This window comes from bacterium, from assembly GCA_035703895.1.
Taxonomy (GTDB): domain Bacteria; phylum Sysuimicrobiota; class Sysuimicrobiia; order Sysuimicrobiales; family Segetimicrobiaceae; genus Segetimicrobium.
The window spans coordinates 1-4,253 of the sequence record DASSXJ010000032.1; the positions used below are offsets into that span (position 1 = coordinate 1).

At 67.7% G+C, this 4,253-nt stretch carries 1 protein-coding gene; it reads left to right on the forward strand.

What is annotated here, in order from left to right; translation table 11 throughout:
- A partial coding sequence (locus VFP86_02375) for a translocation/assembly module TamB domain-containing protein (protein HET8998471.1) occupies window positions 1-4,140 on the forward strand: 4,140 nt, incomplete at its 5' end.
- Window positions 4,141-4,253: the final 113 nt, after the last annotated feature.

Genomic DNA, 4,253 nt, shown 5'->3' on the forward strand with positions numbered 1-4,253 from the left:
GACGAGATCCGCCTGTCGTTCAACTGGCAGGCGATCCTGACCTTCCGGCCGGACTTCATCAACCTCATCTCGCGCGCCGATCTCCTCCGGCCGCGCCTGGTGATCTCCCGAGGCGCCGATGGGACGTGGAACATCGAGGACCTCCTGTCGCATCAGGGTCCGGTGACGGCGCAGTTCCACGGGAGCATAGGGGTGAGCAACGGCGTCGTGATCTATCGCGACGCGTTCAAAGTGGCAACGCTGTTCACTGCCACCTTTGAGCGAATCAGCGGTGAGGTGGGGTTTCCCAGCGGCGACGAGATCGCGCTCACGCTCGCCGGATCGGGTCCGGAGGGGGAAGCGGTCCGCCTCACCGGCCGCTACCGTCCGGGTGGCGCAGGCTCCGAGTTCGATCTCGCCGCCGCCAATGCGTCCGCCGTGCACTGGGGAGGGTACTTCGTTCGCATCTCCGGGCTCGACTGGGAGGGGGGGCGATTCGGCGGTCAGGTGCATGTGTCGTTGGTTCCCTCGACGTCGGGACTGGCCCTAGACTTCCGGGCGACGCTTCGGCTCCACGACACCGACGTTCAATATCGTCCGCAGCGCCTGTCACTGCTCCACGTCTCGGGCCCGATCACTGTGGACAGCCTGCATGCCGAGACACCCGGCTTGGCCGGACGTGCGAACGGCTCGCCGCTCGCCGTCGACGGGTCGATCGTCTTCGGCGGCGGGCCGTGGATCCAGATCGGCGTCCGGTCTCCCGACCTCGATCTGGGGACCGTGCAGGCGCTCTTCTTTCCCGGGGCCCGTCTCACGCTCACCGGGAGAGCCGGCGCCGAGGTGCAGATGGTCGGTCCCGTGCGCGCCCTCGACGTCGACGGCGAGGCCACGGAGGCCCGGGGCACGCTCAACGGGCAGGCATTCGACGGCCTGCACACGAGGATGCAGTACGGAGCGGGGACGCTGACGCTGGCCGATCTCACATCATCGTTCGCCGGTGGTCGGGTCGCCGGGACCTTCGTCCTGGACACCACCGGCGCGACACCTTCGTACCTCTTCAGCGGCACGACCACCAACGTCGATGTCTCCGCCCTCACATCGGTCGGGCTGACCGGGCTCAACAAGCTCTCGGGCCGCGTGTCCGGTCATGTCGTCGGCGTCGGTACCGGGACGCGGGCCCAGGTGATGGGCGATGTGACAATGGCGCGGGGCTCGCTGCAGGGGCTCGCGTTTGAGGGGGCCCGCGCAATCTTCTGGCACGATGGCGGGGGAAACGTTGACTTCGACTACCTCAGCGGCCAGATTGGGAGCGCGACCGTCTATTCCTCCGGGCAGGTTGGGGCCGGGGGCGCGCTCGACCTCGATGTGCTCGCCCACGACCTGTCGCTGGCCGAGTTCGGCTCCCGTCTCGGCCTGGGAGGCGGGCACGGGCCGGCGATCGACGGTCGTGCCGACCTGGTGGGCCGGGCGACGGGGACAGCGGCGGACCCGGTGTTCTCCGGAACCGTCGCTGCGTCCCACGGCCGCATCGGCCCGCTGGCGTTCGCGAACGCGCGGGGCGGCATCACCGTGAGTCCCACGGAGCTGACCACGTCGCGCCTGGACTTGATCAATGGGATGGCGTCCTACCGGGTCAGCGGCGGGCTCACGTTCCATCCGACGGCAGCAGCCGCGCTCCGCTTGGACGCGGACGACGTGGACGCGCAGATCCTGACCAGCGCCCTCTCGTCCGCGCCGGAGGTGACCGGGACCATCGGCGGCGCGGTGCGCGTCGACGGGCCGCTCAGCCGCCCGTCGATCGTCGGGGATGTGGCGCTCGACCACGGGGTAGTGAGGGGCCAGCGGATCGATCACGCGCAGGCTCATCTGGCTCCCGACAGCGGGCGTATCCACATCGCGAGCGCCGAGGTCAGGGTGAACGGGTCCCACCTTACCGCGACCGGGACGATCGATCCTGCCGGCCCGCTTGATCTCCACCTCTCGGCCGAGGACCTGCACCTGATGGACATCAATGCGGCGCTGGGGTTCCCGATTCCCGCCGAGGGGGCGTTCGCACTCGCTGGGGACGTCCGAGGCACGATGCAGAACCCGCGCATCTCGGGCCAGATCAGCGCCCGCGAATTGGTGGTGAGGGACGAGAAGTTCGCCGCCTCGGGGTCCTTTGGCTACGAGGCGGGGGTGTTACGGCTCTCCGGCCTCCAGCTGACCCAGGGAGCGTCCCGCTACAGCCTCTCCGGAGAGATCCGGCCGGGTCCCACTCCCTCTGTTGGCCTCGCGCTCGACGTGGAAAATGGGCGGGTCGGCACCGTGCTGTCTGTCGGCGGAATCAAGCTGCCCGCGGCCCTCGACGGCGCGATGGACGGGCGCATCGAGCTCTCCGGCCCCCTTGACGATCCTTCTGCACGTCTCTCCCTCACCCTGCGGGACGCCACGTTCGGCGCCTACGCGATCGGCGAGGGCGTCGCCGACCTGACGTTGACGCATCAGGCCATCGATATCGACCGATTCGAGATCCACCCGGCCCGGGGTCAGGTGGCGGCCAAGGGACGCATCGACTTACGCGCGAGCAGCGCGGTCGAACTCTCGGCCCAGGACATCAACCCGGACTTCCTTCGACCCTTCTTCCAAATCGACCGCCCCCTCGAAGGGCGGCTGAATTTCACGCTCCAGTTCAGCGGCCCGACCCGCGACCCGAAGGCCGGCATCTCGCTCGAGGCATTCGATGCGGGTGTCTCTGGGGTCCAGGCCGATCGGATCGCGGCCCTGGCGTTCTACTCGGCCGGCACGCTGACGATCGAGCAGGGCGTGATCTCGAAGGGCCCCCATAAGCTGATCACGGTCGGCACCGTGCCGATCGACCCCAACACATACGCGGTGGACCTCCGGGCGCCGCTGCAGCTGCAGCTGCACCTCCAGGATGCCGACCTGACGTTCCTCTCGCTCGTGACCCCGAAGATCACGGATGCGTCCGGAACCGTGGCGGGCGAGATCAACATCGGGGGAACGATGGGCGCTCCGCAGATGGCAGGGTTCCTGCGATCCAGCGGGGGACGGCTCCACTACGAGACGCTGCGCACCCCGCTCGAGAACCTGAACATCGACCTGGCCTTTTCTCAGCGCCAGATCGAGGTGCACGACCTCTCGGCGACGCTTGGAGCGGGTCGGGCGGCTGCGACCGGCGTGGTGGAGATCACCGACCTTCGCCCCAGTAATGTCCGGATGAATATCACGGCCGATCACGCCACGCTCGATATTCCTGGCCTCTACAACGGCCAGGTGGACGCCGCGCTCTCGCTTAACGGCCCGGCGGCCCGGCCGACGCTGGCGGGTGAAGCGACCTTCTCGGAAGGCGTGGTCTCCCCTGCCGCGCCTGGGACCGGCGCCGGCGGCACCGCGCCGGGGCCCAATATCGCGCTCGATGTCAATGTGCATTCTGGGCGCAATATGTCGTTCAGCCTGGGCGCGATTCGCGCGCAGGTCCAGGGGGCGCTTCATGTCGGTGGGACGTTCGCCCACCCGCTCCTCGCGGGCCGGGTGACGTCCCCCGGAGGGGAAGTCGCCTTTCTCGGCTCGACGTTCAGGCTCATCGACGGCGAAGCCGTGTTTTCGGAGGCGCTCGGTGTCGAGCCGCAGATTTCGGCCCGCGCTCAGCAGGTGTACGGGGACACGATCGTGTTCCTCGACGTCAGCGGACCCGCCACCTCCCCCAACTTGACCCTCACGGCGAGTCCTCCGCGACCGCAGGACGAGATCGTGACCCTGATCGCGCGGAGCGCGGGGTTTTTGGGAGATCCTGAATCGGTGCTCGGGCAGGGAGTGGGGCGGTATCTCCTCGGCTCGGTTCGCGACTTCCTTCACCTGAACGAGATCACCCTGACGTACAGCCAGCAGACCCCCATCGTCCTGCGGATCGGCAAGTATCTCATCCAAAACTTGTACCTCACCTTGTCCCAGGTCTGGCCGGCCCCGCCGGGCTCCATCCCGACCCTGAGCAGCACCACCCTCGGCACGCTCGGGACGTCCATCAGGCAGCTCCAGTCCGGGCAGTCCTATTCCGTTGCCGGCATCGAGTACTTCCTGAGCCCCAACCTGTCGCTGACCTTCAACGCCGACACGCTGGGAGGAGATGGGATATTCGTGATCACCCGGTTCCCGTTCTGAGGGGTGAGGGGTTGCAGGAGAGGATCTCCCCGCCACCGTGGATATTGTAGGGTGGAGCGTGTATGATGTTTGCCGAGTATTTGCGTGAACTGCAAAAGGTTTCGCTGCTGCGG